Raw genomic sequence first — 25,825 nt, 5'->3', positions numbered from 1 at the left:
GCGCCGCGCCATTGGCGCTTGCGCCGCGTCCACTGCATCACCAGACCGCTGCCTGCGAACCGGGCGCGCGCAGGTGCCGGGCAAAGCGCTGCGCCAGGAAGTCCACGAAGGCCAGCGTCTTGGCCGGCAGGTTCAGGCGTTCCGGGTACAGCACGTGGATATCGGCCGGCGGTGTGGACCATTCCGGCAGCACCTGCCGCAGACGGCCGGCGCGCAGGTAGGCGGCCGTTTCCCATTCCGACCGCATCACGATGCCGTGACCGTCCAGCGCCCATTCCAGCGCACTCTGGCCGTCGTTGGAACTGACCGGCCCGCGCACCTTCACGGTTTCGGCGCGCTGGCCGGCTTCCAGCCGCCATGTGCCGTAAGCCACGTCGTTCTCGCGCACCACGATGCAGCGGTGGCGTTGCAGCTCGCCCGGGGCACGGGGTTCGCCATACGTGTCCAGGTAATGCGGCGACGCGCACAGCAGCCGCCGGTTCGATGCAATCTTGCGCGCCGTCAGACGGGCGTCGGGCAGGTCGCCGAATCGCACCGCCACGTCGAAGCCTTCTTCTATCAGGTTCAAGGGCCGGTCGGTCAGGCGTAGCTGCACCTCGACGTCGGGATACTGCCGCGCAAAGTCGGACACGGCTGGCGCGACGTGGGCGCGGCCGAAGCCGAACGTGGCGTTCAGCCGCAACAGGCCCTGGGGTTGGGCGCGGCTGCTGGAAACCGATCGTTCCAGCGCCTGCAGGTCGGCCAGGATGCGGCCGCCTTCGGCCAGGTACAGCTCGCCTTCCTGCGTGACGCTGACGCGCCGCGTACTGCGGTTGAGCAGGCGCACGCCCAGCCGTTGTTCCAGCTTGGCCAGGCGCGTGCTGACGGCGGGCGGCGTCAGGCCCAGCTCGCGCGCGGCGGCCGACAGGTTGCCGTGCCTGACCAGCAGCGAAAAAAACGCCAGATCCGAGAGCGCGTCCATGGGCTTATTTATAAATTCAATTTAATAAAGATTTAGTTTAGTCATTAATTATAAGAATGGAACCGGCTTATACACTGGGTTCACCGATACGCAGAGCCGCCCGACGCGGCCAACCAGGAGGAGACCTGACCCATGAAGCCCACCCCTCGCGCCCTGCGCGCGCTGTCCATTGCCGCGGCAACCATGGTTGCCGCGTCCTGTTGGATCGCGCCGGCCATTGCGGCCGACGCCTTCCCGCAGCGGCCCATTACGCTGATCGTGCCTTTCGCGCCCGGCGGCAGCGTCGACATCGCCGCGCGCCTGATCTCGGATGCCTGGGGCAAGGCCCTGGGCCAGAGCGTCATCGTTGAAAACCGGGCCGGCGCCTCCGGCAATATCGGCATGGCGGCCGTGGCGCGCGCCGAGCCCAACGGCTACACGCTGGCCATCAACACCATGTCGCTGGCGATCAACCCGGCGCTGTTCAAGACCATGCCCTTCGACACCGCGCGCGACCTGCGTTCGGTGGGCACCGTGGGCACCTCGCAGCACGTGCTGACCGTGTCGCCGTCGCTGCCGGTGGACAACGTGCAGGCGCTGCTGGACTACATCCGCGCGCGCCCCGCCAATGAACTGAGCTTCGGTTCGGCCGGCACCGGCAGCACCTTCCACATGGCGGCGGAATTGTTCAAGTCGGTCTCGGGCACGCAGATCCTGCACGTGCCCTACAAGGGCGGCGGTCCGGCCATGGTGGACACCATCAGCGGCCAGGTGCAGATGAGCTTTCCGGTGCTGTCGGCGGCCAAGCCGCAGGTCGATGGCAAGAAGCTCAAGGCGCTGGGCGTGACCGGTACGACACGCTCGCCGCTGTTGCCCGACGTGCCCACCATCGCCGAATCGGGCCTGCCCGGCTACGCCTTCAACACCTGGTTCGTGATCAGCGCGCCCGCGGGTACGCCGCAGGCCGCGGTGGATACGCTCAACGCCAAGCTGGCGCAGGCGCTGCAATCGCCCGCCCTGGCCGAACGCATGGGCCGCGAAGGCTTCGATCCGCTGATCTCCACACCGGCCCAGGCCGACGCCATGGTGGCCACCGAGATGACGCGCTGGGCCGGCATCGTCAAGGACGCCGGCATCGAGGCCAACAACTGACGTTCCGCATTCGTTTCATCGCGCCCCGCGCGGGCGCGCCTTTTCGCAAGGAAGCACCGACATGCCCGGCATGACGCTTTACGACAAACTGGTGGCCAGCCACGAAGTGGCCCGCATCGACGACGAGCACATCCTGCTGTACGTCGATCTGCACATCATGAATGAATACACCAGTCCGCAAGCCTTCAGCGGCCTGGCCGGTCGTGGCCGCCAGGTACTGCGTCCCGGGCAGCAGATGGCGGTGGTGGATCACATCATCCCCACCCATCCGGTGCCGGCCGCGCTGCGCGTGATTGCCGATGACGCCTCGTTGCGCCAGGCCCGCAACCTGAAGCGCAATTGCGACGAACAGGGCATTGCGCTGTTCGACACCACCGACCCGCTGCAAGGCATCGAGCACGTGATCGCGCCCGAGCACGGCATGATCCTGCCCGGCATGGTGGTGCTGTGCGGCGACAGCCACACCACCACCTACGGGGCGCTGGGCGCGCTGGGCTTCGGCATCGGCACGTCGGAAGTCGAGCACATCCTGGCCACGCAGACGCTGGTGTATCGCGTGGCGCGCAATATGCGCATTCGCGTCGACGGCCACCTGCCCGCAGGGGTATCCGCCAAGGACCTGGTGATCTACATCGTTCACCGCATCGGCGCCCAGGGCGCGCGCGGCCACGCCGTGGAATTCTGTGGCAGCGCCATCGACGCCCTGTCGGCCGAAGCGCGCATGACCCTGTGCAACATGACGGTCGAAGCCGGTGCGCGCGCCGCGCTGATCGCACCGGATGCCACCACCGACGCCTACGTGACCGCACACGCGCCGCAACTGCATGGCGCCGAACTGGCGCAGGCGCGGGCCTATTGGGCCACGCTGCATAGCGATGCCGACGCCGCCTTCGACATCGAACACGTGTTCGATGCCTCGTCGATCGCGCCCTTCGTCACCTGGGGCACCAGCCCCGACCAGGCCATGCCGGTCACCGGCACCGTGCCCGATCCGCAGGCCGAACCCGACGCGCTGGCGCGCCTGGCGCTGGAAAAGGCGGTGGATTACATCGGCCTGCGGCCGGGGGCGCCCATTGCCGGCGTGCCGATCGACCGCGTGTTCATCGGGTCATGTACCAATGGCCGCATCGAAGACCTGCGGGTGGTTGCCGACGTGGTGCGCGGCCGCAAGGTCGCGGCCGGCGTGCGGGCCATGGTCGTGCCGGGCTCGGGCGCCGTGCGCGCGCAGGCCGAGGCCGAAGGCGTGGCCGACGCGCTGATCGCGGCCGGTTTCGAATGGCGCCAGCCGGGCTGTTCGATGTGCCTGGCCATGAACGACGACGTGCTGAGCCCCGGCGAGCGCTGCGCCTCCACCACCAACCGCAACTTCGAAGGCCGCCAGGGCCGGGCGGGCCGCACCCACCTGATGAGCCCCGCCATGGCCGCCGCCGCCGCGCTGGCCGGCCGCATTGTCGACGTGCGCGACCTGGAGCAGACGCGATGAATCAGATCATTTCCGGCATTGCCGCGCCTTTGCCGTATTCCAATCTGGACACCGACCAGATCATGCCCAAGCAGTTTCTGCGCATCATCGACAAGGCAGGGCTGGACCGTGGCCTCTTGTATAACCTGCGCTTTGACGCCGACGGCGCGCCGCGCCCGGACTGCGTGCTGAACCAGCCGGCCTACGCAGGTGCATCGGTCCTGGTGGCCGGGCCCAACTTCGGCTGTGGTTCCAGCCGCGAACACGCGGTCTGGGGCCTGATGCAGTTCGGCATCCGCGCCGTGGTCGCCGCCAGCTTCGGCGAGATCTTCTACTTCAACGCGCTCAACAATGGCCTGCTGCTGGTCAGCCTGCCGCCGGCCCAGGTCGACGCGCTGCTGGCGCGCGTGTCCGACCCGGTGTCCAATACGGCAGGCAACCGCGTCCAGATCGACGCGCTGGCGGGCACCGTGCGCGCCGCCGATGGCTGGACGTCCACGTTCGACCTGCCGGCGCGGCATCGCCGCATGTTCTCGCAAGGGCAGGACATGGTCGGCGCATCGCTGCAGCAGTTGCAGGACGTAGAACAGTTCGAGGCCGGCCACTGGGCCCGGCATCCGTGGATGAAAGACGTGGCGCGCCGCGTGCGCGACCGGCTGGACAACCAATAGGCGCAGACCGCAATGACCGCATTCTTCGATCTTCCCGTGCAACGCCACGAGGTCAATGGCATCCACATCGCCGCCCGCGTGGACGGCGCGGGGCCGCCGCTGCTGCTGCTTCATGGCCATCCGCAGACCCACGCCATCTGGCACCGGGTCTGGCCTGAACTGACGCGCCACCACACCTGCGTGGCGGCCGATCTGCGCGGGTACGGAGACAGCGACAAGCCCGCGGCATCGCCGGATCACGCCGCGCATTCCAAGCGCGTGATGGCCGCCGACATGGTGGCGCTGATGCACGCCCTGGGCCACACGCATTTCGACGTGCTGGCGCACGACCGCGGCGCCCGCGTCGCCCACCGCCTGGCGCTGGACCACGCGGCGTCGGTGGGCCGCATGATGCTGCTCGATATCGCGCCCACGCTCGACATGTACGAGCACACCACCCGGGCGTTCGCCCAGGCCTACTACCACTGGTTCTGGCTGATCCAGCCCGCGCCCATGCCCGAGACCATGATCGAGCGAGATCCGGTTTTCTACCTGCGTTCGGTCATGGGCGGGCGACCCGGCGGCCTGGCGCATTTTTCGGCCGAAGCCATGGCCGAATACGAGCGCACGGCCCGGCTGCCGGGCTGGGCCACCGGCATCTGCGAAGACTACCGGGCGTCCGCCACGCTGGATCTCGACCATGACCGGCAGGGGCGTGCGGCCGGGGAACGCCTGCGCCTGCCGCTCAGGGTGCTATGGGGCGAGCGTGGCGCGGTGGGGCGCAATTTCGACGTGCTGGGCCTGTGGCGCGCGGTGGCCGACGTGGTCTCGGGCAGCGCCTTGCCTGGCGCCCACTATCTGGCCGAGGAAACGCCTGACGCCTTGCTGCGCGAAGTCGCGGATTTCTTCGGCTGGCGGCGAAGTCAACCAAGCCACGCCGGGCAATAGGGCTATCAAAAAAGGGACGTAACCCTGGTGTTAACCTTCGGCCCATGAATCGTTCCTTTGCCGATCTGACCCAATTGCCCGACCCCGAAGACGCCCAGCGCGTTTCCCGGGCCACCGATTCCCCCTGCGTCGCCGTATGTTCCACGCTGTTCGACGACATCTGCCGGGGCTGCGGGCGCACGGCCATGGAAGTGGCCAACTGGGTCTTCATGACGGACGAGGAAAAGCGCGAGGTCTGGATCCGCATCAAGGCCCAGGGCTACCCCCGCCGCAACAACTAGGGCCGGGACGGCCATCCCTCGGACGGATGGCTACGGCGCAGGCCCCCGCCAGCGGCCGTCTTGGGCGTGTCACATGCCGCGGGCTAAATCGCGGTATTGCCCACTTCCGGCCCCATCATGCGCATCGTCCTGGTCACGGATGCCTGGCATCCGCAAGTCAACGGCGTCGTCCGCACCTGGACGACCATGCAGCAGATCCTGAGTGAATGGGGCCACGAACTGATCGTGGTGAATCCCCAGGGCAGCCGGACCATTCCGGCCCCGTCCGAGCCCGACCTGCGGCTCTGCCTGCAGCCTGGCCGGCAACTGCGCCGCATCCTGGGCGACACCATCCCCGACGCCCTGCACATCGCTACCGAAGGCCCGCTGGGCCTTGCGGCGCGGCGCATGGCGCTGTCGCGCGGCTGGCGCTTCACCACCTCGTTCCACACCATGTTTCCGGACTACCTGCAAGCCCGCATGGGCATTCCCGCCGCGTTGCCATGGCGGTATCTGCGCTGGTTCCACCGGCCCTCGCAGTGCGTGCTGGTACCCACCCCCACGGTGCGCGACATCCTGGTGCGGCGCGGTCTGGCCAACCTGCGGGTCTGGTCGCGCGGCGTGGATCCGCGCAAGTTCCAGCCCACCGCCGGCCAGGCGTTCCAGGGCCTGCCCCGTCCCGTTTTTCTGTCCGTCGGCCGGGTGGCGCGAGAAAAGAACCTGGACGCCTTTCTGTCGCTGGACCTGCCGGGCAGCAAGGTCGTGGTGGGGGCCGGACCGGACGAGGCGCGCCTGAAAAAGCGCTTTCCCCAGGCCGTGTTCCTGGGCATGCAGAAAGACGATGCCCTGCCGGCGTTCTACGGCGCGGCCGACGTGTTCGTGTTTCCCAGCCTGACCGACACCTTCGGCCTGGTGATGCTGGAAGCCATGGCCTGCGGCACGCCGGTGGCGGCCTTTCGCAGCGAAGCGCCGCTGGCGGTCGTGGCCCAGGGCGTCACCGGCATCCTGGACGATGACCTGGCCCATGCTTGCCGCGCCGCGCTGCCGCTGGACCGCCATGCGGTGCGCGAACATGCCCTGACGCGCAGCTGGGATTCGGTGGCCTCGGACCTTCTGGCCTCGCTGGTGCCGCTGACCCCCGGCGCCCAGGTGGACCGGCGCCTGGCCCGGGCGGGCTGAACGGCCCTGCTGCGGGATTTGCCGCGCCGGACGTTCCCCCCCGCAGGGCAAACCGGTACAATGCTCGCCAATCCTGAGGAGCGTTGCGACGACCGTCTGGTCGCCAGGCTCAGGAATCCCTGTTCAAGCGCTGCGCATCGCGCGGCGCTACAGCAACGGCGCTCACCTTTGTCGCGTATGGCGGAAAAGGCGAGCACTCGATTGTCGTGGTGGTTTCGCGTTGTCCGGCCGTATCGTGCGCCGTTCGTCTTTCACGTGGAGCCTACACACCATGAACGCTGTAACCGATAAATCCTTCTCCGACTACCTCGTCGCCGACCTGTCGCTGGCAGGCTGGGGCCGCCGCGAGCTGGCCATCGCCGAAACCGAAATGCCCGGCCTGATGGCCATCCGCGAAGAGTTCGCCGCCAAGCAGCCGCTCAAGGGCGCCCGCATCGCCGGCAGCCTGCACATGACCATCCAGACCGGCGTGCTGATCGAAACGCTGGTGGCCCTGGGCGCCGAAGTGCGCTGGGCCTCGTGCAACATCTTCTCCACGCAAGACCACGCCGCCGCCGCCATCGCCGCGTCGGGCACGCCGGTCTTCGCCGTCAAGGGCGAAACGCTGGAAGAGTACTGGCAGTACACCCACAAGATCTTCGAATGGCCCAATGGCCAGAACGCCAACATGATCCTCGACGATGGCGGCGACGCCACGTTGATGCTGCACCTGGGCACCAAGGCCGAGAAAGACATCTCGGTGCTGGCCAACCCGGGCAGCGACGAAGAGCGCGTGCTGTACGCCGCCATCAAGGCCACGCTCGAGCGTGACCCGAAGTGGTACTCGACCCGCCTGGCCCTCATCAAAGGCGTGACCGAAGAAACCACCACCGGCGTGCATCGCCTGTACCAGATGTCGCAGAAGGGCGAGCTGGCCTTCGCCGCCATCAACGTCAACGACTCGGTCACCAAGTCCAAGTTCGACAACCTGTACGGCTGCCGTGAATCGCTGGTCGACGGCATCAAGCGCGCCACCGACGTGATGGTCGCCGGCAAGATCGCCGTGGTCGCCGGTTACGGCGACGTGGGCAAGGGCTGCGCCCAGGCGCTGGTCGCCCTGCGCGCCCAGGTCTGGGTCACGGAAATCGATCCGATCTGCGCCCTGCAGGCCGCCATGGAAGGCTTCAAGGTCGTGACCATGGAAGAGGCCGCTGCCCACGGCGACATCTTCGTTACCGCCACCGGCAACTACCACGTCATCACCCGCGACCACATGAACGCCATGAAAGACCAGGCGATCGTGTGCAACATCGGCCACTTCGACAACGAAATCGACGTCGCCAGCCTGGCCGACTGCAAGTGGGAAGAGATCAAGCCGCAAGTCGACCACGTCATTTTCCCGGACGGCAAGCGCATCATCCTGCTGGCCCAGGGTCGCCTGGTGAACCTGGGTTGCGCCACCGGCCACCCGTCGTTCGTGATGTCGTCGTCGTTCGCCAACCAGACCATCGCCCAGATCGAGCTGTTCACGCGCAACGAAGCCTACAAGTCGGGCGAAGTCTACGTGCTGCCCAAGCACCTGGATGAAAAGGTCGCGCGCCTGCACCTGGCCAAGCTGGGGGTGAAGCTGACCACGCTGCGCAAGGATCAGGCCGACTACATCAGCGTGCCGGTTGAAGGTCCTTACAAGCCGAATCACTATCGCTACTGATGCTTGTAGCAAAATAGGGAAGTATCCGCGCCATGTCGGCGCGGGCTTTCCGGTCCGCGGGGTTCCCCCGTGTCGCCTGGCGATGACGGGGCCGCGGAGCGTCAATACAGGAGTTCGAACATGGCATTGATACTCGTCTGGATCCTGAACGCGGTGGCCCTGCTGGCCGTTGCTTACCTGCTGCCCGGCATCACCGTGGCCAGCTTCGGATCGGCGCTCATCGCCGCCCTGGTGCTGGGCCTGGTCAACATGCTGGTCAAGCCGGTCCTGGTGCTGCTGACGTTGCCCATCACGATCGTCACGCTCGGTCTCTTCCTTATCGTCATCAACGCCTTGTTGTTCTGGTTCGTCGGCTCCGTGCTCAAGGGCTTCCAGGTCAACGGGTTCTGGTGGGCCGTGGGCGGTGCGATCCTGTACAGCCTCATTTCCGGCCTGCTCACCAAACTGATCCCCTAATGTCTGATTCGACTACCCCCGCTTTCAGTCTGGAATTCTTTCCCCCGCGCGACCTGGCCGGCCAGGAACGGCTGGTCCGCGCGGCCAAGCAGATGCTGGCGATCCAGCCCAAGTATGTCAGCGTGACTTTCGGCGCGGGCGGTTCCACCCGCGCCGGCACGGCGGATGCCGTGCGCACGCTGCGCAACCTGGGCTGCGATGCGGCGCCGCACTTGTCGTGCGTCGGCGCAACCCGCCAGGACCTGCGGGACATCCTCCAGGCATACAAGAATGAAGGCGTGCGGCGCGTGGTCGCCTTGCGCGGCGACCTGCCTTCGGGCATGGGCGGCGACGCAGGTGAACTGCGCTATGCCAACGAACTGGTGTCGTTCATCCGCGAAGAAACGGGCGACTGGTTCCACATCGAAGTCGCGGCCTACCCCGAAATGCATCCTCAGGCGGCCAATCCGTCGGCCGACCTGGATCATTTCGTGGCCAAGGTGAACGCCGGCGCCGATGCGGCCATCACCCAGTACTTCTTCAATGCCGACGCCTACTTCGACTTCGTCGACCGGGCCCAGGCCAAGGGCGTGCGGGTGCCGATCGTGCCGGGCATCATGCCCATCACGAACCACACCCAGCTCTTGCGCTTCTCGGAAATGTGCGGCGCGGAAGTGCCCCGCTGGATTCGTCTGCGCCTGGCCGAATTGGGCGACGACAAGGCGTCCATCCGAGCCTTTGGCGTGGACGTCGTGACCGAGCTGTGCCAGAACCTGCTGGACAATGGCGCACCGGGCTTGCACTTCTACACGCTCAACCACGCCGATGCGCCGTTGGCGGTGTGGAAGGAATTGGCGGTGTAAGCCAGGTCATCGGGGCCTCATGCCCAGGCAACGCAAGGCCGGCATTCGCCGGCCTTTTTTCTTGCGTGCACTTCAGGGCGCCGGGTCACACACCCGCAAGCCGGCCATCAATCCGCGTACACGCCCGCCTTGCGGATGATGGGCCCCCACTTGTCCACCTCGGACTGCAGCCAGCTTTGCAGGCCTGCCGGCGTCTGCTTGGCTTCGGGCACGATCTCGGCGCCCAGCTCGGCCATCTTCTGCGTGAAGGCTGGATCCTTCAGCGCGGCGCGCAGGGCTTCATTGAACTTGGCAATGACCTCGGGCGGCGTGCCCTTGGGCGCGTACACGCCGTGCCACACCTTGACCTCGAAGCCCTTCACGCCGCCTTCCTGCAAAGTGGGCGCATCGGGCAGCGCCTTGATGCGGTCCAGCGTGGTGACGCCGTACAGCTTCACGCGCTGGCTCTTGATATGCGGGATGGTCTGCGTGGTCTGGTCGCACAGCACGTCCACCTGCCCACCCAGCAGCGCCGTCAGCGCGGGCGCCGTGCCGGCGTAGGGCACGGTCGTGAACTGCACGCCCAGTGATTCCTGCAGCAGCATGCCGCACAGCTGCGACACCGCGCCCAGGCCCGCGTTGGCCAGGTTGATCTTGTTGCCGTTGGCGCGGGCGTACTGGATGAATTCAGCCATGTTGCCGGGCGGCAGGTCCTTGCGGCCCAGCAGCGTCATCGGCACGTCGGCCACCTGGCCGACATAGGAAAAGTCGGTCAGCGGATTGAACGGTGGCTTGCGGTACAGCGCCGGCGCGGTCGCCATGCCGTTGTGGTGGATCAGGAACGTGTAGCCGTCGGGCGCGGCGCGCGCCACGTGCATGGCCGCCAGCGTGCCGCCGGCACCGGTGCGGTTTTCAATGATGATGCTCTGGCCCAGCGTCTTGGACATCGCCGCGCCGAGGCTGCGCGCCACCACATCGGTGGGGCCGCCGGCCGAAAAGGGCACGACCAGCGAAATGGCATGGTTGGGATAGTTGCTTTGGGCGGCGGCCGGGCCACCGGCCAGGCAGGCCAGGGCCACCACCGGCCCGGCCAGGCGCAACAACGTGCGCGAGGAAATAAGGGTCATGTCTCGTTCCTTGTGGTTTTATCGTGGCCCGCAAGGCGAAGCATGGCGGGCTGGCACCAGTGTGGCGCGCCAGCCGGAAGATGAGAATTTGCGGTTTTACAAGCCGGGCTTAGGGAAGCGGAAAGGAGGGTTTACACGGTCAGACAATTTTGCTGGTCGCGAGCAGAAAACACGAAAGCCCGCAGCAATCGCTTGCATGCGGGCTTCGGAAAAGCCGTCCCTAATTAGCCTGATCCTTCCCAGGATCTTCCGCCAGCACTTGCGGGGCGGCGTAGACGGCCAGGGGCACGTCCACCGGTTCGGCGCGCAGCGGCTGGTGGATGCGGCTGGCGGGCACCAGCGAGGCGGGGTCTTCGGGGTTGGCCCAGAGCGGGTCGGGGATTTCGGCGAAGACCTGGCGCAGGCGTTCGCCCCAGGTGCCGCGGATCATGCGGAAATATTCGTTGTGCTCGTCGATGCTGGCGAAATGGGTGACGCGCAGCGCGTGGGCGTCGTACACCAGCAGGTCCAGCGGCAGGCCCACCGAGATGTTCGAGCGCAGCGTCGAATCCATCGAGATCAAGGCGCACTTGGCGGCCTCGTCGAGCGTGGTCTCGGGGCGCAGCACGCGGTCCAGGATGGGCTTGCCGTACTTGGCCTCGCCGATCTGGAAATACGGGCATTCCGAGCCGGCCTCGATGAAATTGCCAGCCGAGTACACCTGGAACAGCCGGCAGTTTTCGGCGCCGATCTGCCCGCCGAAGATCAGGCTGACGTTGAATTCCACGCCTTGTTCGTGCAGGGCTTCGGCCTCGCGGCGGTAAACCTCGCGCACCGCGGCGCCGACGCGGCGGGTCGCCTCGAACATGTCGGGTGCGTTCCAGACCGTTTCGCCGCCTTCGTCGTGCTGGCGCGCCAGCGCGTTCAGCACGGCCTGGCTGACCGCGAGGTTGCCGGACGTCATCAGGACCATCACGCGGTCGCCCGGCCGCTCGAAGACGGTCATCTTGCGGAATACGCTGATCTGGTCGACGCCGGCATTGGTGCGGGAGTCGGACAGGAAGACCAGGCCGGAATCGAGGCGGGCTGCGACGCAGTAAGTCATGATCGGAAAAAAGGAAAAGCCACGCCGCATTGTATTGCGGCGCGGCCGGCACGGGTTATTGCTGCACAGTCGTCTGCACTTCCACGTGGACCTCCATGGATTCCTCGCCGCCGCCGCTGCGCACGCCGCGCACCGGCGAGGCCGAATCGTAGTCGCGCCCCACCGCCAGGCGGCAGTGGCAATCGGACGCAAACTGGCGGTTGGTGATGTCCACGCTGGTCCAGCCGGTGTCGGGCAGCCAGACGTCTGCCCAGGCGTGGCTGGCAGCGTGCTGGGCGGGGGTATACAGGTAGCCGCTGACATAGCGGGCCGGCACGCCCAGGCCGCGCACGCAGGCCAGGAACAGGTGGGCGTGGTCCTGGCACACGCCATGTCCCATGGCCAGCACCTGGCTGGCCGCCGTGGTGACGTCGGTGGTGCCCGGTTCGTAGGCCACCCGGTCGCAGATGGCGCTGGCCAGCGCCAGCACGTCGGCCGGCGCGTTCAGGCCGCCGGGCAGCACGTCGCGGGTGAAGGCGAGGATGGTGTCGTCGGCCTGCGTCAGCGGCGTCTGCACGCAATAGGCGTGCACCGGCAGGCGGCTGTCTTCGCCGCCCAGCGCACCCAGCGTCAACGCGCCCACCTGCACCTGACCCACGACGCGCAGTTCGATTTCGTTGTGCGGGCGGGTCAGCGTCAGCGTGTGGGTGATATTGCCGTAGGCGTCCACCTGTTGTTCCAGCGCACCCGGCGCTTCGATGTGCCAGCGCAGCACGCGCTGGTGCTCGTCGTCGCGCGGCGTCAGCCGCAAGGTCTGGATGCTGTAGGTGACGGGCGCGGTGTAGCGGTAATGCGTGACGTGCGTGATGATCTGTTTCATGCCTGTCTCCTTGTCATGCCGACAGCGGCACCAGGAAGTCCTGGCTGATGCGGTTGCCCAGATCGTTGATACGGTCCAGGAAGTGCTCCAGGTACTGGTGCAGGCCGCTCTGCAGAATGTCCTCGACGCGGCCGAATTGCAGTTCGGCGCACAGCATCCCGGCACGGCGCTGCGTCTCGGTCGAACGTTGGTTCGACACGCGCGCCAGGTCTTCGGACACCGCCCGCATCGACGCCAGCAGCGAACGCGGCATGTCGGGATGCAGGATCAGCAGTTCGGCCACGCGGTCCGGCGTGATGACGTCGCGGTACACCTTGCGATAGATTTCCAGCCCGGACACCGAACTGAGCAGCGCCGACCAGCGGTAGAACTCGCTTTGCAGGCCGGACGTGCCGTTGGGGTCGACGCGGCCATCCTGCTGTTGCTGCTGTTGTTGCGAGCTGCCCGATGGCGAGCCGCCGTTGCCGTCACGCTCGTGGAACTTCACGTCCAGCATGCGTGCGGTATTGTCGGCGCGTTCCAGGTGCATGCCGATGCGCAGGAAGTACAGCGCCTCGTCTTCGAGCATCGTGCCGATGGTGACGCCGCGGGCCAGGTGCGAACGGAACTTCACCCATTCGAAGAACTCGCCCGGATTGCGTTCCAGCAGGCCGGTGTGCAGGTGCTTGAGCAATTCCAGCCAGGTGGTGTTGTAGGTCTCCCAGACTTCTGTGGTCAGGCTGCCGCGCACGGCGCGCGCGTTCTCGCGGGCGGCGCGCATGCAGGTGTAGATGGATGACGGGTTCTCGGGGTCGCGCACCATGTACTGCAGCACGTCCTGCGGCGAAATGACGGCATGCTTGGCGCGGTACAGGCCTTGCAGTTCCGAGATGCGCAGCACGGCGTTCCACGAGCCCTCGCGGGTCTGCGCGTCTTGCGGCAGCAGCGACATCTGCAGGTTCACGTCCAGCATGCGGGCGGTGTTCTCGGCGCGCTCGATGTAGCGGCACATCCAGAACAGGTTGTCGGCGGTTCGGCTCAGCATCGTTATTCCTCCAGAACCCAGGTGTCCTTGGTGCCGCCACCCTGGCTGCTGTTGACCACCAGCGAGCCTTCGGTCAGCGCCACGCGGCACAGGCCGCCGGGCACGGTGCGGATGTCCTTGCCGCACAGCACGTAGGGACGCAGGTCGACGTGGCGCGGCGCCACGCCCGACTCGACGTAGGTCGGCACGGTGGACAGCGCCAGCGTGGGCTGCGCGATGTAGTTGGCCGGGTTGGCGCGCACGCGGTCCTTGAACGCCTCGACCTCGGCGCGCGAGGCCGACGGCCCCACCAGCATGCCGTAGCCGCCGGCGCCGTGCACTTCCTTGACCACCAGCTCGTGCATGTTGGCCATCACGTGGGACAGTTCCTCGGGGCGGCCGCAGCGCCAGGTCGGCACGTTCGACAGGATCGGCTCTTCGCTCAGGTAGAAGCGGATCATGTCCGGCACATACAGATAGGTGGATTTGTCGTCGGCAATGCCGGTGCCGATGGCGTTGGCCAGCGTCACGCGGCCGGCGCGGTACACCGACAGCAGGCCGGGTACGCCCAGGGCCGAATCGGCCCGGAACGACAGCGGATCCAGGAAGTCGTCATCCAGCCGGCGGTAGATCACGTCGACCTTGCGCGGCCCTTGCGTGGTGCGCATGTACACCGTGTTCTGTTCCACGAACAGGTCCTGGCCTTCGACCAGTTCCACGCCCATCTGCTGCGCCAGGAAGGCGTGCTCGAAGTAGGCCGAGTTGTACATGCCCGGCGTCAGCACCACCACGGTCGGGTCGTCGCCGCCGTGCGGCGCCACTTCGCGCAGGTTGTCCAGCAGCAGGTCGGGGTAGTGCGCCACCGGCTCGACCTTGATGCGGCTGAACGCGTCGGGCATCAGCCGCATCGACATCTTGCGGTTTTCCAGCATGTACGACACGCCGGACGGCACCCGCAGGTTGTCTTCCAGTACATAGAATTCGCCGGCGCCGGCGCGCACGATGTCCACGCCCGCGATATGGCAGTAGATGTCCTCGGCCACGTCCACGTCCTGCATTTCGGGGCGGTACTGGGCGTTCAGGAACACCTGCTCGGCCGGCACGATGCCGGCGCGCACGATGTCGTGGCCATGGTAGATGTCATGGATGAACATGTTCAGCGCCCGCACGCGCTGCTTCAGGCCCGCTTCCAGGCGGCGCCATTCGTCGGCGGGAATGATCCGCGGGATCATGTCGAACGGAATCAGGCGCTCGGTGCCGGCCGCGTCGCCCGCGACCGAAAAGGTGATGCCTACCCGGCGAAAGCTCAGGTCGGCTTCCAGGCGGCGCGCCGCCATGGCTTCCGCGGATTGCTCGTCGTGCCAGCGCTCGAAGGCCTGGTAATGGGAGCGTATGCCGCCTGCGCTGTCGCGCATCTCGTCATAGGCGGCTGGACGGGATGGTCTGTCCTTCATGGCTCCTCCGTTGCAGATGCTGACGGCCGGCTTGGGCGCGGCCGTTATCCGGTCGGTGCAGACCGGTCTGAATGAATAAGCAACCCGCATGCCAGCTTTGCGCAGACAAACGGGGCCGCCCTTGGGCAAGCATATCCTTCCCTGGGTCTTGTGTGGCCAGCCCCCGGGGAAACGACAGGCGCCCGGGGCATGGCGAGTGGTGGTCGAGGCGGCCGGGCAAGGTCCCGGCGCGGAGGGCGTGGTGGGTTCGTGACACCGCCGTGGGGGAAAACCGCGGGCGGGGGATGAGCGACGGGCGTGCCGTGCTGTGGGGGTGGGGGCCAAGCCTGGGTGAGACTCTGGCCGGGAATATCAGGGTCAGATGATAGGGCTTGCACCAGATTGGTGCAAGCCCCGGGGCAACTCTGGTGCGTCAGCGCAGCGTGTAGGTGTGCAGGAGGGTGCCGCCCTGGCCGGGCTCTTGCTGCGGCGCATGCGGTACCCAGCCGTCCGGCGTGATCACCGCGTCCAGGCGAAAATCGTGGGCGGCGGGCAGGTAGCCGGGGTCCAGTTCGCCACAGCTCCAGGCCACCCCGATGGTGGTGAAGGCGTGGCCGCGGTCGCGCAACGCGGCCAGGGTGCGGTCGTAATAGCCGCCGCCATAGCCCAGGCGGTCGCCGGATTCGGTGTAGCCCAGGGTGGGCACCAGCAGCACGTCGGGCAGCACCTCGGCGCCGTGCACGGGTTCCTGGATGCCGTACGGGCCGGCGCGCAGCTCGGCATCCGGCGTCCAGGGCAGAAACACCAGCGGGGCGTTGCGCTCGCGCACCACGGGCAGCGCCACCTTCACGCCGTTGTCGGTCCATTGTTCCAGCAAGGGGCGCAGATCGGGTTCGTCGTCCATGGGCCAGAAGGCGGCCACGGTGGCCGGCGCCGGGCGGCCCGCGCGCACGGCTTCATCGCGCGCCACGTTGAGCCAGGTGAACAGGCGCGCACGCATCAGCAGACCGCCGCGGCTGCGTTGATCTTCGGGCAATTCGGCACGCAATTTCCGCAATCGCGTGCGTAGCTGGACTGCGGTATCCTCTGGAGTATTTTGCGTAGTCATGCGGTAGCTGTAACAGGGGTGAAAAATGAAGGCGACAATGCGGATCAGCGATAACACCAACAACCGCGCGCACCATTGCGCGGACCCGCAAGCCTCTGGCAAGGCCGGCGCATGAAGCACACGCCCAACGACCTGATCATGGCCCCGGCCCCGCAATTCGGACGGTATCAGAAAACCGCCGGGAAATCCCCGCAGCCCGCCGACGTGCGCAGCGGCTTGCGCCGCTGGCTGCCGCTGCTGGCCCTGTTCACCGCGGCCTGTGCGCCGGTGGATGCTCAACAGCGCACCGCCGCGGTCAACCCGCAGCCCCAGCCCGCCGTGCAGACCCCGCAGCCGGCCATCGCCGTGCCGCCGGCCGTGCTGGCTGGGCTGCCGCCCACCAGTGACACGCCCGCGCTGGCCGCCGTGGTGGCCGCGCGCGAAGCCATGAACCGCAAGCAGTGGTCGGTGCTGGGCGCGCTGGTGCCGCAAGCCAAGTCCGATCCCCTGGGCATGTACCCCGAATACTGGCTGCTGCGCTACCAGCTCTGGAGCCCGCCGGCGGGTGGCCGGCCCACCGCCGACCTGCAGAAATTCATCAGCGGCAATCCCGACGCCTACCTGGCCGACCGCCTGCGCGCCGATTGGCTGCTGGCCGCCGCGCGTAGCGGCGACTTCGAAACCGTGCGCAAGCTCGCGCCGGTCAAGAACACCAACGCCCAGGTCGAATGCGCCATCCTGGACGCCAAGCACATGACCGGCCAGCGCGTCACGGCGGCACAGGCCATCGCCGTGTTCGCGCCGGGCGGCGCCTGCTGGGCGCTGTACGACCAACTGGTCGCCGACCGCATCCTGGGCTGGGACGAGCTTGAACCCCAGCTGCGCGATGCCATCGAGGCCAACAAGACCACCGACGCCCGCAAGTTCGTGCAGTACATGTTCGAGCCGCGCGACCAGAAAACCTACGACGTCCTCATCAAGGACCCGATGCGCTGGCTGACGCGGCAAGATCGCCTGCCCGTGGGTCGCAACGAAAAAGAACTGGTCACCATCGCGCTGGCGCGCCTGGCGCGTTCGGACATCAACGTGGCCGACTCGTATCTGCGGCGCGAATGGGCCAAGTCCATGGCCAAGTCGAACCTGGCCTGGATCCGCGGCCAGTATGCGCTGGTGGCCGCGCTCAACCTGGATAGCCGCGCCGACGACTGGTACCACGAAGCCGGCCATATCCGCATGACCGACTACAACGCCGGCTGGAAGGTGCGCGCCGCGCTGCGTCAACCCAAGATCGACTGGAAGTGGGTCATCGAGTCCATCGACCAGATGCCGGCCGCGCAGCAGGCGGACCCGTCGTGGGTCTACTGGAAGGCGCGCGGCCTGGCCGCCACCGGCCGTCGCGACCAGGCCAACGCTGCCTACGCCAGTATCGCCGACCGTTTCGACTTCTACGGCCAGCTGTCGGCCGAAGAGCTGGGCCGGCGCATCACCGTGCCGCCGCGCCCCGCACCCATCAGCGACCGCGAAATCGCCGAAGCCCGCGCCAACCCGGGCCTGCGCCGCGCGGTTCAGCTGTTCAGGCTGGGCTGGCGCCAGGAAGCCGTGCCCGAATGGAACTTCGCGCTGCGCGGCATGACCGACCGTCAACTGATTGCCGCAGCCGAACTGGCCCGCGCCGAAAACATCTACGACCGCGTCGTCAACACGTCCGACCGTACCGAAAAGGAATTCGATTTCAGCCAGCGCTTCATCGCGCCGTTCGAAGGCCGCGTCACCGCCAAGGCCAATGCCATTGCACTGGACCCGGCGTGGGTCTATGGCCTGATCCGCCAGGAATCGCGCTTCATCATGGACGCACGTTCGCACGTGGGCGCTTCCGGCCTGATGCAGCTGATGCCCGCCACGGCCAAGTGGGTGGCCGGCAAGATCGGCATGAGCAACTTCACGCCCGACAGCGTCAACGACTTCGACACCAACACCGAACTGGGCACCAACTACCTGAACATGGTGCTGCGCGACCTGAACGGCTCGCAGATGCTGGCCAGCGCCGGCTACAACGCCGGGCCGCGCCGGCCGCACAATTGGCGGTCCACCTTTACGCATCCCGTCGAAGGCGCGATCTTTGCCGAGACCATCCCGTTCAACGAAACGCGTACCTACGTCAAGAACGTGATGTCCAACGCGGTCTACTACGCCGCCATGTTCAGCGGCCAGCCGCAGTCCCTGAAAGAACGCCTGGGCAACATCGTGCCGCTGGGCGCTGAAACCACCAACCTGCCATGACGCAAGACGTGGCAACGCAGGGTTTGCAGGTGTTTATCGTAGGCGGCGCGGTACGTGATGCGCTGCTCGGCCTGACGCCTGGCGATCACGACTGGGTGGTCGTTGGCGCCACGCCCGAAGACATGGCGCGGCGCGGCTTCATTCCGGTGGGCGGCGACTTTCCCGTGTTCCTGCACCCGGTCACCAAAGAGGAATACGCCCTGGCGCGCACCGAACGCAAATCGGGGCGCGGCTACAAGGGCTTTACCTTCTACACCGGCGCCGACGTCACGCTCGAAGAAGACCTGCGCCGCCGCGACCTGACCGTCAATGCCATCGCACAGCGTCCGGATGGCACGCTGGTCGACCCCCTGGGCGGCGCGGCCGACGTGCAGGCGCGCGTGTTTCGCCACGTGGGCGAGGCGTTCGAGGAAGACCCGGTCCGTATTCTGCGCCTGGCCCGCTTCACCGCGCGCTTTGCCGATTTTCACGTGGCGCCCGAAACCCTGGATCTGTGCCGCCGCATGGTCGAAGCCGGCGAGGCCGATGCCCTGGTGGCCGAGCGCGTCTGGAAAGAACTGTCGCGCGGCCTCATGGCGGACGCGCCGTCGCGCATGCTCGACATCCTGCGCCAGTCCGGCGCGCTGGCGCGCGTCATGCCCGAATTGCAGGGGTCGGAAACCACGGGTGGCGATGTCGACCGCGCTGCGGCACAAGGCCTGGCATTGCCCGGTCGCTATGCGTTGCTGTGCCGGCTGTCACCCGAGCGCGAAGCCCTGGGCAGGCGCCTGCGCGTGCCGGCCGAGTGCAACGACTACGCGCGTCTGCTGCCCGAGATGCTGGCGGGGCTGGATGCCGCCCAGGCGGCCGGCGCGGACGCCGCCGATGCACAACTGGCGCTGATGGAACGTGCCGACGCACTGCGCAAGCCTGAACGCTTTTTCGATCTGCTGGATACCGTGGCGGTGTTGCAGCCGGTGGACCGTGATGCCTGGCGTGCCCGCGTGGATGCCGTGCGCGGGGTGGATGCGGGCGCTATCGCCCGGGGCTGCGCGGGCGACCCGGCGCGCATCAAACAAAGCGTGCGCGATGCACGCTTGCAGCGGTTACGCGCGGGTTGATGGCGGGGGCGTGACGCCGGCCGGCGCGCAATGCGGGCTTGGCGGCGCTTGCTCTGCAAGCGCCTGGTCGCCGGCCCGGCGCCCTACAGCTTGCCCAGGCGGTCGCCGCGGGCAAAGCCGATCAAGGGTTCCGTCATGCCTCGCCCCACCGCCAGCACCTTGAACAGCTCGCCCATCTCGGCTTCCGACAGCAGCTTCTGCACCGGCGCCACCGCCTGCGCATAGGCTTGCGCGTCCGACGGATCCAGCTGCGCCAGCAGTTCCATCAAGCCCGCGTTCATCAGGAAGCGCGCCTGCGAGGTATAGCCCAACACTTGCAGCCCGGCCGCCAACGCGGCGTCCGCCATGGCGGTGAAATCCACGTGGGCCGTGATGTCCTGCAAGCCGGGGGCGGTGAATGGGTCGCCATGCGCATGGTGGCGCAGGTGGCACATCAGCGTGCCGCCCGCGCGTTGCGGATGGTAGTACTCGCTGCGCGGAAACCCATAGTCCACCAGCAGCGCGGCGCCGAGTTCCAGCCAGCCGCCCAGCGCGTCGATCCAGGCTTCGCCCTGCAGATTGATTTCGGACACATAGCCCGGCAGCGCCGGCATGCGCGCGGCCACCGCGGCCGCCAGCCGCGGCGAGGCCGGGCGGTCTTCCCACACAAAGCCCTGTGCTGCGTCCACCGCCACGCCGCGTTCCAGCACCGCGCCATCGGCGCCCCAGGTAAAGAGCGACACCGGCATCGCGTCCAGCACTTCGTTGGCCAGCACGCAGCCGCGGAAACGCTGGGGCAGCGCGTCCAGCCATTGCACCCGCGTGCCGAACGGCGCCAGCCGTTCGGCCTGGCGCGCGCGCAGGTCGGCCGACACCTCCAGGATCTGGTATTGCGTGTCCGTCAGCTCCAGCGCATCCAGCTCGCGCAGCACGCCTTCGGCCAGCGCGCCGGTACCGGCGCCGAATTCCAGCACGCTGTGCGTATCGGTCTGGCGCAGCACCTGCGCCACCTGGCGCGCCAAGGTGCGGGCGAACAACGGCGTCAGCTGCGGCGCGGTGACGAAGTCGCCCGCGGGCGTGCGGCCATCGGTGTCGGGTTCGGCCAGCTTGACGTTGCCCGCCGCGTAATAGCCCAGCCCGGGGGCGTACAGCGCCTCGGCCATCCAGTGGTCGAACGGCAGCCAGCCCGAAGCGGCGGCGATCGCGGCGCGCAGGTGCGCGCGGGCAGCATCGCTGTGTGCCTGGGCGGCGGAAGAGAGCGGGGGCAGATTGGCGGGGGCGGGGCGTTGCATGGCAGGAATCAGGACGTCGGGGCAATCACGCATTTTCCCAAAAAACAAACCCCGCGACAGGCGCGGGGTTTGCTGGGGAAGATCGACGGGCCGCCAGGCGGCCGGTCGATGTGCCGATCAGGGCTTAGCCGCGGCGGGCGCCGGCAGGCTTGGCGAAGCGCTTGGCGGGGCCGCCGGGGCGCTTGTCGAACGTAGGCTTGCCACGGAAACCGCCTTCCGGACGATCGCCGCCACGGAAGCCGCCTTCGCGCTGCGGACGGTCTCCAAAGCTGGGGCGGTCGCTGAAGCTGGGACGGGCGTCACGGTCGGCGCCGCGGAAACCGCCTTCACGGGGCGCGCGCTCGTTGAACGGACGCGGATCACGCTGGGGGCGGTCGCCAAAGCTGGGACGGTCGCTGAAGCTGGGGCGTGCGTCGCGGTCGGCGCCACGGAAGCCGCCTTCACGCGGGGGGCGATCGCCGAAGGGACGATTGCCCTGGTAGCCGCCTTCGCGTTGGGGACGGTCGCCGAAGCTGGGGCGATCGCTGAACGAGCGGGCCGGGCGGTCGCCGAACGGGCGGTTGCCTTGGTAGCCGCCTTCGCGCGGGGCGCCGTCGCGGGCGCCTTGGTAACCGCCTTCACGCGGCTTGAACTCGCCACGCGGGCCGCCAAACGAACGGCCTTCACGCGGGGCGCCATCGCGGTTGCCCTGGTAGCCACCGCCGAAGCCGCCGGGGCGCTTGCCAAACGGCTTGCCGCCACGCGGGGCGCCGCCGACCGACGGACGCGGGGTGCGCTTGGGTTCCAGGCCGGCGATCACTTCAGGGGTGATCGATTGACCGATGTAGTGCTCGATGCGGCGAACCTTGTGGCGCTCGGAGTGCGTGGCCAGCGTGAACGCCAGGCCGTTGCGGCCGGCGCGGCCGGTACGGCCGATACGGTGCACGTAGTCTTCGGCTTGCATCGGCAGGTCGAAGTTGACGGCGTGGCTGATGCCTTGCACGTCGATGCCGCGGGCAGCCACGTCGGTGGCAACCAGAATACGCAGCTGGCCGCGTTGCAGTTGCGACAGCGTACGGGTGCGTTGGCGCTGGTTCATGTCGCCGTGCAGGGCAGCGGCGGCAAAGCCTTGGTCGGCCAGGCGGTCGGCCAGGTCGTCAGCGCCGCGCTTGGTCGACGTGAAGACGATGGCCTGGTCCAGCGAGGCGTCGCGCAGCACGTGGTCGAGCAGCTGCATCTTGTGGCTGGCGTCGTCCGCGTACAGCAGGCTTTGCGTGATGTTGGTGTGCTTTTCCTTGGAGCCGGCCATCTCGATGCGTTGCGGGTCGCGCATCATGCGCGCCGCCAGCTTGGCGATGGTGCCGTCCAGGGTGGCCGAGAACAGCAGCGTCTGGCGTTCCGCGGGCAGGCGGCTGACGATGGTCTCGATATCTTCGATGAAGCCCATGTCCAGCATGCGGTCGGCTTCGTCCAGCACCAGCGTGTGCACGGTGTTGAGCTTGACGCGGCCCGACTGCAGGTGGTCGATCAGGCGGCCGGGGGTGGCGACCAGCACGTCAACGCGGCGCGACAGCGCCTTCAGTTGGGCGCCGTAGGGCATGCCGCCCACGACGGTGGCGGTGCGCAGGTCGGCCAGCTTGCGGCCGTAGGTGGCGGTGGCTTCGGTAACTTGCAGAGCCAGTTCGCGGGTCGGGGTCAGCACCAGCACTTGCACGCCGACGCCCTTGTTGGCGGGCATCTGGGCAATGCGGTGCAGGGCCGGCAGCATGAAGGCGGCGGTCTTGCCGCTGCCCGTCTGCGAGGACACCATCAGGTCGTGGCCGGCCAGCGCTTGCGGAATGGCCGACGCTTGAACGGGGGTGGGGGTGCTGAAGCCAGCTTCTTGAACGGCCGACAACAGGGCGGGTGCGAGACCCAGGGTTTCGAAAGACATTACTTTCCCTTGCCGCGAAAAATGCGACGCAGTGCTTGGTCGGGCCAGGGGATTAGGCGGCCGGATCCAGGCGACGGTTGATGGAGCATCGTGCCGACCGAATCAACCGTGCGCGTGGCGCGTTCTCTTGATACTGCTTGGAACGCAGGGCGAAAGGAAAGGAGGTCAGGAATCGATGATGTTCGGCATGGGGCTCGGGCTTGGTTGCCCGGCAGACTGCTAAAACTTCCGCTAAATCAAGGCGGTAAATGCCGAACTCGTTTTGTGCAGTGCGGCGATCATAACCCGAATTCGCCTTGCATGGGGATTATTTTTTTGTCCAGCGCCCAATCAATAGGGTTTTTCCCTTGGTCGGCCAGCCAGCGATTGGTCGCCAGAAAGTGACCGCAGCCCAGGAAAGGCACCGGGGGACGCCGGGCGGACAGCGGCGAAGGATGGTTGGACATCAGCACCAGGTGGCCGCTGTTGCTGGGGAGCAACGCCTGCTTGGCTTGAGCATGGGCCCCCCACAGCAAAAATGCCTTGGGCGAGGGGTCTTGGGCCACCAACGCAATCAGCGCGTCGGTCACCGTTTCCCAGCCGCGTTTGGCGTGCGAGGCAGGCTGGCCATCTTCCACCGTCAGGGCGGTATTCAGAAGCAGCACGCCCTGGTCGGCCCAGGGGCTCAGGTCGTTGCCGGCGGGCAGCGCCGTGCCGGGGTATTCCTGGGCGATCTCATTGAAGATGTTGCGCAGGCTGGGCGGGCGCTTGCAGTCGTCCGGCACCGAAAACGCCAAGCCCTGGGCCTGGCCCGGGCCGTGATAGGGGTCCTGCCCCAGGATCACCACCCGCACGTCCGATGGCGCCAGGCCTTGCAGCGCCCGAAAAGGCGTGGCCGGGTAGACCACGGCGCCTTCGGCCAGCCGTTTTTCCACATGGGCGGTCACGGCTTGCAGGGCGTCGGCCACGCGCGGGGCGTGCAGCGCGGCCTGCCAGGCGGCGGGTAATTGGGCCGCCTGGGCGGCGAGGGCGGCGGGGACGAGGCGGTTGTCGATCGGCATGGGCGCGATTTTGGCATAGCCGGCCGGGGCGACTGGCGTTCGCGGCGCCCCGCGGAATTTTCCTCATCAAATTTCGGATTTTTCCTATAGCGATGCGTCCACTCACCGAGATAAGTTAGCGGGGCAGTCAGCTGTTACGAAACATGTACCTCCATACGCGCGTCCCGTCGCTATGTATGCCGGATTATTCGTCAACAAACGGCATAAATTGAGATGTGCGCTTAATTAGTCCGAGTTTCTACCGTTATCGGTAGAAACTAGTCATTTCAATAAGAAACAAGTGCATAAGTTCTTACTGCGAAGCCGCCTCCGGCAGAGGCGCCTTCCCGGGCTGCTGTTGCCTGTTGCCATGGCGGCCCATTTCATCGTTTTTTCCCCGGTTGCGGCGCAGACCCTGCCCGCCGACGCCGCTTCGCGCGCCAGCGAGATCCAGCGACGCCAGGAACAGGAACTGGACGCCCAGCGCGCCCGCGCCGCCGAGCGGCCGGACGTGCTGTCCGCGCCGGCCGCGCCTGTCCCTGGCGAAGGGCCCCTGGCCTTTCCGGCCGAATCGCCCTGCTTCACGCTGGGTCAGGTCATCTGGGACGGCCCCGAGCCCCCCGGCTGGCTGCGCCGCGAAAGCGAAGCTGCCCTGGGGCCCTGCGTGGGCGGCCAGGGCCTGCGCCTGCTGCAGGAACACCTGATGGCGGGTCTGATCGATCGCGGATGGATCACCGCGCGCGTGCTGGTGCCCGAGCAATCGCTGGCCAGCGGCACGCTGACCCTGCGCTACGTGCCCGGCCGCATTTCCGGCGTCAAAAGCGACGGCGCACCCGGCTGGTGGCGCACCGCGTTGCCGACCTGGCCAGGCGGCGACGTCAACCAGCGCGACCTGGACCAGGCGCTGGAAAACATCCGCCGCCTGGCCGGCCAGGCCGACGCCACCATCGACGTGGCCCCTGGCCCCGAGCTGGGCGAATCCGACATCATCATCAAGCCCGGCACCGGCAAGCGCTGGCATGCCTACCTGGGCGGTGACAACGCCGGCCTGGAATCCACCGGCAAGAATCAGGTCAACGCCGGCCTTACGCTGGATTCGCCGCTGTTCCTGTACGACCAGCTGTCCGTGTCCTGGAACAGCAACGCCGACCTGCGCAACAGCGACGCCGGTTCGCGCGCCGCGTCCATCAACTACAGCATCCCGTTCGGCTACTGGACCCTGTTCGCCGGCGCCAGCAAATCGCGTTACCGGCAGACGGTGGCCGGCTTCGAAGAACCCATCGTCTACGGCGGCACCAGCAAGCAGATCGAAGCCGGCGTGTCCGTCGTGCCTTACCGCGGCGCCAGCTACAAGGGCACCGCCGTGCTGAAGTTCTTGCGCAAGCGCGCCAACAGCACGCTCAACGACGTCGACATCGAAGTGCAGCGGCGCGACGTGGTGGGCTATGAATTCAGCTACGGCCACCGCCATTACGTTGACCAACTGGTGCTGGATATCGGCGGTGGCGTGCGCGGCACGTTGCCGCAGTTCTCCAACCAGCCTGGCTACGTGTACGGCGACCCCGACTGGAACGGCCGCAGCACGCTTCTGTCGGCCAATGCCGGCCTGTTCCTGCCGTTCAAGGTGGCGGGCCAGCAGATGGCCTACCAGGCCAACTGGCAGATCCAGCACGCCAAGACCCCCGTCGTGCCCGCCGACTACTTCACCATTGGCAATCGCTACGCGGTGCGCGGCTTCGACGGCCAGATGACCCTGGCGGCCGAAGATGGCTGGACCCTGCGCAACGACCTGTCGTTGAACCTCGGCAACCTGGGCCAGCAGCTCTACACCGGCCTGGACGCCGGTCGCGTCGGCGGCCCGTCTGCCCAGTACCTGACGGGCCGCACCCTGGTCGGCGCCGTTGCCGGCCTGCGCGGGCGCATCGCCATGCCCTATGTCAATGCCAGCTACGACCTGTCGGCAGGGTGGCCCCTGAAAAAGCCCGACAACCTGAAGACGCAAAGCACGGTCTTCGCCGCCACGCTGATGTTCGAGTTCTAAGCCCGGGCGGCGCCTGGCGCGCCGCCTGCCGCATGACGTGCCGCGACCCGA

The 25,825-nt window shown here is 67.3% G+C and carries 22 protein-coding genes and 1 riboswitch; of the genes, 12 read left to right on the top strand and 10 right to left on the bottom strand.

The annotated features are described in order from the left end of the window. Positions 1 to 37: 37 nt before the first annotated feature. Positions 38 to 961, bottom strand: a complete 924-nt coding sequence (locus ACUDP5_RS28315; RefSeq protein WP_025136221.1) for a LysR family transcriptional regulator — start codon at positions 959 to 961, stop codon at positions 38 to 40. A gap of 132 nt (positions 962 to 1,093) precedes the next feature. Here ACUDP5_RS28315 and ACUDP5_RS28310 point away from each other — a divergent pair, with 132 nt between their 5' ends. The 9 genes from ACUDP5_RS28310 to metF all read left to right on the top strand — a co-directional run bounded on the left by ACUDP5_RS28310 (position 1,094) and on the right by metF (position 9,579). Further along, positions 1,094 to 2,092, top strand: a complete 999-nt coding sequence (locus ACUDP5_RS28310; RefSeq protein ID WP_263912958.1) for a tripartite tricarboxylate transporter substrate binding protein — start codon at positions 1,094 to 1,096, stop codon at positions 2,090 to 2,092. A 61-nt stretch (positions 2,093 to 2,153) separates the two neighbouring features. Continuing rightward, entirely contained in the window at positions 2,154 to 3,575 is a 1,422-nt protein-coding gene (gene leuC / locus ACUDP5_RS28305) for a 3-isopropylmalate dehydratase large subunit (RefSeq protein WP_445657809.1), read from the top strand. After that, positions 3,572 to 4,225 carry a 3-isopropylmalate dehydratase small subunit gene (gene leuD, locus ACUDP5_RS28300; RefSeq protein WP_445657808.1) on the top strand — a complete coding sequence of 218 codons (654 nt, stop codon included), beginning with the start codon at positions 3,572 to 3,574 and terminating at the stop codon, positions 4,223 to 4,225. Before leuC ends, leuD begins: the two co-directional genes overlap by 4 nt. Before the next feature lie 12 nt (positions 4,226 to 4,237). After that, a complete protein-coding gene (locus ACUDP5_RS28295; protein ID WP_445657807.1) occupies positions 4,238 to 5,152 on the top strand; it encodes an alpha/beta fold hydrolase in 915 nt (304 codons plus the stop codon). A gap of 44 nt (positions 5,153 to 5,196) precedes the next feature. Then, positions 5,197 to 5,433, top strand: a complete 237-nt coding sequence (locus ACUDP5_RS28290) for a DUF1289 domain-containing protein (protein WP_175192441.1) — start codon at positions 5,197 to 5,199, stop codon at positions 5,431 to 5,433. A 117-nt stretch (positions 5,434 to 5,550) separates the two neighbouring features. Further along, complete coding sequence (locus tag ACUDP5_RS28285) at positions 5,551 to 6,591, top strand: glycosyltransferase family 4 protein (protein WP_445657806.1); 1,041 nt, start codon at positions 5,551 to 5,553, stop codon at positions 6,589 to 6,591. Positions 6,592 to 6,660: 69 nt separating this feature from the next. Continuing rightward, positions 6,661 to 6,762, top strand: a riboswitch (S-adenosyl-L-homocysteine riboswitch). A gap of 100 nt (positions 6,763 to 6,862) precedes the next feature. Continuing rightward, a complete protein-coding gene (gene ahcY, locus ACUDP5_RS28280; RefSeq protein ID WP_263912953.1) occupies positions 6,863 to 8,281 on the top strand; it encodes an adenosylhomocysteinase in 1,419 nt (472 codons plus the stop codon). Between the two features lie 120 nt (positions 8,282 to 8,401). Beyond that, positions 8,402 to 8,737: a phage holin family protein gene (locus ACUDP5_RS28275; RefSeq protein ID WP_025136213.1), complete on the top strand. Its 336-nt coding sequence runs from the start codon at positions 8,402 to 8,404 to the stop codon at positions 8,735 to 8,737. Then, positions 8,737 to 9,579 carry a methylenetetrahydrofolate reductase [NAD(P)H] gene (gene metF / locus ACUDP5_RS28270; RefSeq protein WP_263912952.1) on the top strand — a complete coding sequence of 281 codons (843 nt, stop codon included), beginning with the start codon at positions 8,737 to 8,739 and terminating at the stop codon, positions 9,577 to 9,579. Before ACUDP5_RS28275 ends, metF begins: the two co-directional genes overlap by 1 nt. A gap of 107 nt (positions 9,580 to 9,686) precedes the next feature. On the opposite strand, the gene ACUDP5_RS28265 is transcribed toward metF, so the two are convergent. The 6 genes from ACUDP5_RS28265 to ACUDP5_RS28240 form a co-directional block, all read right to left on the bottom strand. After that, the gene (locus ACUDP5_RS28265; RefSeq protein ID WP_445657805.1) at positions 9,687 to 10,685 is read right to left on the bottom strand and encodes a Bug family tripartite tricarboxylate transporter substrate binding protein; all 999 of its coding nucleotides are present in this window, start codon (positions 10,683 to 10,685) and stop codon (positions 9,687 to 9,689) included. A gap of 220 nt (positions 10,686 to 10,905) precedes the next feature. Next, the gene (locus tag ACUDP5_RS28260; RefSeq protein WP_445657804.1) at positions 10,906 to 11,769 is read right to left on the bottom strand and encodes a peptidase; all 864 of its coding nucleotides are present in this window, start codon (positions 11,767 to 11,769) and stop codon (positions 10,906 to 10,908) included. Between the two features lie 55 nt (positions 11,770 to 11,824). Next, complete coding sequence (locus ACUDP5_RS28255) at positions 11,825 to 12,628, bottom strand: transglutaminase family protein (RefSeq protein ID WP_263912949.1); 804 nt, start codon at positions 12,626 to 12,628, stop codon at positions 11,825 to 11,827. Positions 12,629 to 12,641: 13 nt separating this feature from the next. Then, complete coding sequence (locus ACUDP5_RS28250) at positions 12,642 to 13,652, bottom strand: alpha-E domain-containing protein (RefSeq protein WP_263912948.1); 1,011 nt, start codon at positions 13,650 to 13,652, stop codon at positions 12,642 to 12,644. Positions 13,653 to 13,654: 2 nt separating this feature from the next. Then, positions 13,655 to 15,085 carry a circularly permuted type 2 ATP-grasp protein gene (locus ACUDP5_RS28245; protein WP_025136207.1) on the bottom strand — a complete coding sequence of 477 codons (1,431 nt, stop codon included), beginning with the start codon at positions 15,083 to 15,085 and terminating at the stop codon, positions 13,655 to 13,657. A 412-nt stretch (positions 15,086 to 15,497) separates the two neighbouring features. After that, positions 15,498 to 16,172, bottom strand: coding sequence for a 5-formyltetrahydrofolate cyclo-ligase (locus ACUDP5_RS28240; RefSeq protein ID WP_263912947.1), 675 nt, complete (start codon positions 16,170 to 16,172; stop codon positions 15,498 to 15,500). A 111-nt stretch (positions 16,173 to 16,283) separates the two neighbouring features. Between ACUDP5_RS28240 and ACUDP5_RS28235 the strand changes: the two genes are divergently transcribed. Both ACUDP5_RS28235 and ACUDP5_RS28230 read left to right on the top strand, forming a co-directional pair. Next, positions 16,284 to 18,431 (top strand): transglycosylase SLT domain-containing protein, encoded by a 2,148-nt coding sequence (locus tag ACUDP5_RS28235; RefSeq protein ID WP_445657803.1) that lies wholly within the window; start codon positions 16,284 to 16,286, stop codon positions 18,429 to 18,431. Then, positions 18,428 to 19,531: a CCA tRNA nucleotidyltransferase gene (locus ACUDP5_RS28230; protein ID WP_445657802.1), complete on the top strand. Its 1,104-nt coding sequence runs from the start codon at positions 18,428 to 18,430 to the stop codon at positions 19,529 to 19,531. Before ACUDP5_RS28235 ends, ACUDP5_RS28230 begins: the two co-directional genes overlap by 4 nt. Before the next feature lie 83 nt (positions 19,532 to 19,614). On the opposite strand, the gene ACUDP5_RS28225 is transcribed toward ACUDP5_RS28230, so the two are convergent. The 3 genes from ACUDP5_RS28225 to ACUDP5_RS28215 all read right to left on the bottom strand — a co-directional run bounded on the left by ACUDP5_RS28225 (position 19,615) and on the right by ACUDP5_RS28215 (position 23,754). Continuing rightward, a complete protein-coding gene (locus tag ACUDP5_RS28225; protein WP_445657801.1) occupies positions 19,615 to 20,802 on the bottom strand; it encodes a class I SAM-dependent methyltransferase in 1,188 nt (395 codons plus the stop codon). Between the two features lie 124 nt (positions 20,803 to 20,926). Continuing rightward, positions 20,927 to 22,714 carry a DEAD/DEAH box helicase gene (locus ACUDP5_RS28220; protein ID WP_263912944.1) on the bottom strand — a complete coding sequence of 596 codons (1,788 nt, stop codon included), beginning with the start codon at positions 22,712 to 22,714 and terminating at the stop codon, positions 20,927 to 20,929. Positions 22,715 to 22,992: 278 nt separating this feature from the next. Next, on the bottom strand, positions 22,993 to 23,754 hold the full coding sequence (locus ACUDP5_RS28215; RefSeq protein ID WP_263912943.1) for a uracil-DNA glycosylase: 762 nt from the start codon (positions 23,752 to 23,754) through the stop codon (positions 22,993 to 22,995). A 349-nt stretch (positions 23,755 to 24,103) separates the two neighbouring features. Here ACUDP5_RS28215 and ACUDP5_RS28210 point away from each other — a divergent pair, with 349 nt between their 5' ends. Next, the gene (locus tag ACUDP5_RS28210) at positions 24,104 to 25,774 is read left to right on the top strand and encodes a ShlB/FhaC/HecB family hemolysin secretion/activation protein (protein ID WP_263912942.1); all 1,671 of its coding nucleotides are present in this window, start codon (positions 24,104 to 24,106) and stop codon (positions 25,772 to 25,774) included. Positions 25,775 to 25,825: the final 51 nt, after the last annotated feature.

The organism is Achromobacter sp. NCFB-sbj8-Ac1-l (genome assembly GCF_052695805.1).
This window is presented reverse-complemented; position numbering and strand designations above follow the sequence as displayed.